The organism is Ilumatobacter sp., assembly GCF_049588435.1.
Classification (GTDB): Bacteria; Actinomycetota; Acidimicrobiia; order Acidimicrobiales; family Ilumatobacteraceae; genus Ilumatobacter_A.
This window is the reverse complement of record NZ_JBAVYV010000058.1, coordinates 1-4562: the sequence shown is the minus strand read 5'-3', so window position 1 is coordinate 4562 and position 4562 is coordinate 1. Positions and strand designations below refer to the sequence as shown.

The 4562-nt window shown below is 66.4% G+C and carries 3 protein-coding genes; 1 reads left to right on the top strand and 2 read right to left on the bottom strand.

From position 1 onward, the window contains the following. Positions 1–75 precede the first annotated feature (75 nt). Complete coding sequence (locus WBV89_RS02005) at positions 76–2937, top strand: molybdopterin-dependent oxidoreductase (RefSeq protein ID WP_423979669.1); 2862 nt, start codon at positions 76–78, stop codon at positions 2935–2937. Between the two features lie 34 nt (positions 2938–2971). Here the strand turns inward: WBV89_RS02005 and WBV89_RS02000 are convergent, their stop codons facing one another. Together WBV89_RS02000 and WBV89_RS01995 are read right to left on the bottom strand one after the other, a co-directional pair. Continuing rightward, complete coding sequence (locus WBV89_RS02000) at positions 2972–3721, bottom strand: RIO1 family regulatory kinase/ATPase (protein ID WP_423979668.1); 750 nt, start codon at positions 3719–3721, stop codon at positions 2972–2974. Positions 3722–3944: 223 nt separating this feature from the next. Continuing rightward, positions 3945–4454 carry a DUF1269 domain-containing protein gene (locus tag WBV89_RS01995; protein WP_423979667.1) on the bottom strand — a complete coding sequence of 170 codons (510 nt, stop codon included), beginning with the start codon at positions 4452–4454 and terminating at the stop codon, positions 3945–3947. Positions 4455–4562 lie beyond the last annotated feature (108 nt).

The following is a 4562-nucleotide window of genomic DNA, read 5'->3' as shown; positions in this document are numbered from 1 at the left end:
GCCGTGGGCGGCATGTGGCTGTCCGAGACCGCCTTCGTCCGCGCCGGCCAATCCGTCCCCCTCTCATGAACACGGATGACCGGCCCGGAGGCCAACATGACCGAACTCGACAAGTATCCGCCGCAGTCGAAGTGGCACGACTGGACCGAGCTCGACGCGAAGGCGTGGCCCGACAAGAAGGAGCGCAACTACACGCTCGTGCCGACGACGTGCTTCAACTGTGAGGCCGCGTGTGGGCTGCTCGCCTACTTCGACAACGAGACCGGTGACATCGCGAAGATCGAAGGCAATCCCGAACATCCCGCGAGTCGCGGTCGCAACTGCGCGAAGGGCCCGGCGACGCTCAACCAGATCTACGACCACGAACGGATCCTGTACCCGCTCAAGCAGACCGGCGAGCGCGGCTCGGGGCAGTGGGAGCGGATCTCGTGGGAGCAGGCGCTCAGCGAGATCGGCGAGCGGATCCGCACGGCGTTCCTCGAGGAACGGCACAACGAGGTGATGTACCACGTCGGGCGACCCGGCGAGGACGGCTACGCCGATCGGGTGCTCAAGGCGTGGGGCACCGACGGGCACAACAGCCACACCAACATCTGCTCGTCGAACGCCCGCATCGGCTACCAGAGCTGGATGGGTCACGACCGCCCGTCGTCCGACTTCGCCAATGCCGAGGTGATCTTCCTCATCTCGTCGCACCTCGAGGCCGGTCATTACTTCAACCCGCACGCGCAGCGGATCATCGAGGCGCAGAACAAGGGGGCGACGATCATCTGCGTCGATCCACGCCTCTCCAATACCGGCAGCAAGGCCGACCACTGGCTCCCGACCTGGCCCGGCACCGAGGCGTTCCTGTGTCTGTCGATCGCCCACCTGCTGCTCGAGGCCGGTACGTGGGAGCGCGATTTCGTGCGCCGTTGGGTGAACTGGGAGACGTTCCTCGCCGAGCTCTATCCCGAGATGCCCCAGGCGTTCGACTCGGTCGAGCACGCGCTGAAGGACCACTACAGCGAGTACACGCCCGAGGAAGCCGAGCGGATCACCGGCGTCTCGGCGACACAGATCCGAGAGATCGCGACGATCATCGGCAAGCATCCGACGAAGTTCGCCAGCCACAACTGGCGCGCGGCCGGAGCCGGCAACTACGGCGGCTGGCAGGTCGCCCGCTCGCTGTTCTTCCTCAACGTGCTCACCGGATCGGTCGGCACCGAGGGCGGCACGACCGGCAACGGGTGGAACAAGTTCACCGCACACCAGCCGAAGGGCGCGCCACCGCTCGAGAAGTGGAACGAACTGAACTGGCCGAAGGAGTACCCGCTCGCATACCACGAGATGTCGATCCTGCTTCCACACTTCCTCAACGAGGGTCGCGGCAAGCTCGACACGTACTTCTCGCGCGTCTACAACCCGATCTGGACGAACCCGGACGGCTTCACCTGGCTGGAGGCGCTGAAGGATCGCGCCAAGGTGAACTGCCATGTCGCGTTGACACCGACGTGGTCGGAGACGGCGTGGTTCGCCGACTACGTGCTGCCGATGGGCGTCGGCGCCGAGCGCCACGACGTCGCCTCGTTTGAGACGCACGCCGGTCGGTGGATCGGGTTCCGCCAGTCGGTGTTCCGTCGCTACGCGGAGATCAAGAGCGGCGAACCGGTCGGACCCGACGCCCGGAGCCACGAGTACAACCCCGGCGAGGTGTGGGAGGAGAACGAGTTCTGGATCGACCTGTCGTGGCACATCGACCCCGACGGCTCACTCGGGATCCGCCAGTGGTTCGAGTCCGACGAGCGTCCGGGCGAACCGATCAGCGTCGACGAGTACTACGGCCACATCTTCGCGGAGGAGGTGCCCGGTCTCGCCGACGCGGCGGCCGCAGCGGGACAGGACCCGCTGAGCTACATGCGTGACCGCGGCGCCTACGCCGTCCCCACCGATCCGTACACGCCGTACGAGAAGGTCGTCGCAGCCGAGTCGGTTGCCGACTGCACGAAGGACGAGCACGGTGTGTTCCGCAAGCCGGGCACGATCGGTGCGTTCGACGGATCGGAGGCATCGTTTGCCGCCACCGAACTCGCGAAGCTCGGTGACGGGTCGCCCGCGGTCGAGATCGACGGTGAGATCAAGGAGGGCTTCCCGACGCCGTCGAAGAAGCTCGAACTGTTCTCGACCACCCTCAAGGAATGGGGCTGGCCCGAGTACTCGACGCCGAAGTGGATCCCGAGTCACGTGCACTGGGAGGACATGGACATCGCCGGCAACGAACGGATCCTGCTTCCGACGTTCCGCATCCCGACGCTCATCCACACCCGCTCGTCCAACTCGAAATGGCTGAACGAGATCAGCCATCGCCACCCGCTGTGGATCCATCCCGAGGATGCCGAGAAACTGCACATCGAGGAGAGCGGCCTCGTGCGGATCACCACCCGGATCGGCCACTTCGTCATCCAGGCGTGGCGCACCGAGGGAATCCGACCCGGAGTCGTCGCGGCATCCCACCACATGGGTCGCTGGCGTCTCGACGAGTCCGAGGGCCGGAGCTGGGCGGGTGGCAAGGCGAACATCTCCAGCACCGAGAACGCCGATGGAGGCTCGACCTGGAAGCTTCGTCGCGAGGGTGGGAACAAGTCGTACGACTCGTCCGATCCCGACACCGGCCGGATCTGGTGGCACGACACCGGCGTCCATCAGAACGCGACGTTCTGCGTCCAGCCCGACCCGATCTCGGGGATGCAGTGCTGGCACCAGCGTGTTCGCGTGACGCCGGCGCAGGCGGACGATGAATACGGCGACGTCGTGGTCGACACCGCCAAGTCCCGCGAGGCTTATCTCGAATGGCTCGACAAGACGCGGCCGGCCGGCACCACGAACGACAGCGGACTGCGCCGACCCCTCTGGTACGCCCGGCCCCTCAAACCGATCATCGACGCGTACCGGTTGTGACCCCGGACAACTGGTGCCTGGCACCAGTTGTCGGCTACATGAAGTGGAGGAGGTCGTCGAAGACGTCGTCGGCGTCGACGTCGAGTCCCTTGTGCTGGAACCACCCGCAGATGTTGACGACGTCGCGACGGACGAAGTCGAGCCCGGCCAGGTTCGCGGCGATGTCGACCGCCTGCGGGAAGTCGATGAACCAGATCCGGTCGTCCCACCACAGCAGGTTGTACGCCGAGAGATCGCCGTGGGCGAAGCCCTCTCGGATCACGATCCGCAAGCCGGCGACCACTTGCGCGAACGCCTCGTCGAGCTCGACTCGAGTCAGCCGGGCGGCGTTCAGTTGCGGAGCCGCCTGGGTGTCGTCGCCGATGTACTCGAGGTCGAACACGTCGTCGCCGTAGGCGATCGGATACGGGACGCTCAGCCCGGCTTTCCACAAGCGCGTCATGATCTCGTGCTCGTGTCCGGTCCACCGGTCCTGCAGCAGTCGCTTGCCGTACGTCGACATCTGCGCGACGGCGCGCCGGTCGCGTGACTTGCGGAACTGGCGTCCCTCCCGATACTGCACATCGTTCACGAACGTCGACGCGCGCTGTACGCCGAGCGCTTCGAGTTGCCCCTTGAACTTCACCTCCCGGGGCAGGTATCGCTTGCGCGCGAACTGGCACGTCGTGCCGTCGGCACCGGTGCGTTGGACGAGGTTGACCTGGGCTTCTTTGCCGGTCTTGATGACGCCGAGGTCGACGTCGGTGCATGGCTCGCTGACGAGCCACGTCGGGATGGAACGCATTGCGAAGATCTCCTGGATCGCGGGATGGCACGGGGTGCGGCCGCGAACGGGGATCGAGAAGATCGCTAGAGGGCGCGGCCGGCGGGGAGCGGTGTCACGACAGTCATGGGTTCATCTCCTCCTTCGCTCGGCGTCGAGACCGACCGTAGCCAACGGCGATGCGCAGAGCAGCGGAGGTTTCCGGTTCGATCGGCCACGTTGGTGTGCTCGGCGGGTCGGTCGCTCAGACGACGTCGTCCGCAGCTGCCTTGACAGCCGCGTCGATGTCCGTCGTGCTGACGTCCAACTCCTTGGCGACATGCTTCTCGGCTCGCAGTTCGGCCTTCTCGAGGGCCGCTCCGAGGGTGGTGTCACCGACCACCAGCAGGGCCGCCTCGCCGGCGTCGAGGAGATCGCCCAGCTCCTTGACATCGGAGCGGGACATGCCCCGCCACAGATGACCACTGATGCCGCCGACCGCGGCACCGACGATGGCGGAGCCGATGATCGCCGGGGGAAACAGGATGCCGACGACCGCGCCCGCGGCCGCGCCACCCCACCCGCCGCGGCGGGTCGCCGTCTCGTCCTTGTTGACGTGGACCCGGCCGATGGCGTCCTTGGTGATGACCGCGGCGTCGTACGTGCCGATGACGTGGCTGGCGTGCAGGCTCTTCACGATCGCGTAGTCGGAGCGCGCCGCGGGCTCGTCCTGGTAGGTGCCGATGTACAGGAAGACTCCGTCGGAATTGGACATGGTTCTGGTTCTCCTGGTTCGGCGGCGTCGTGTGCGGCGTGCGGTCCAACCGTACCTCGCACGTCGCGCGACATCGGAACGCCGAGACGACCAGCGCGCGACCGCGAT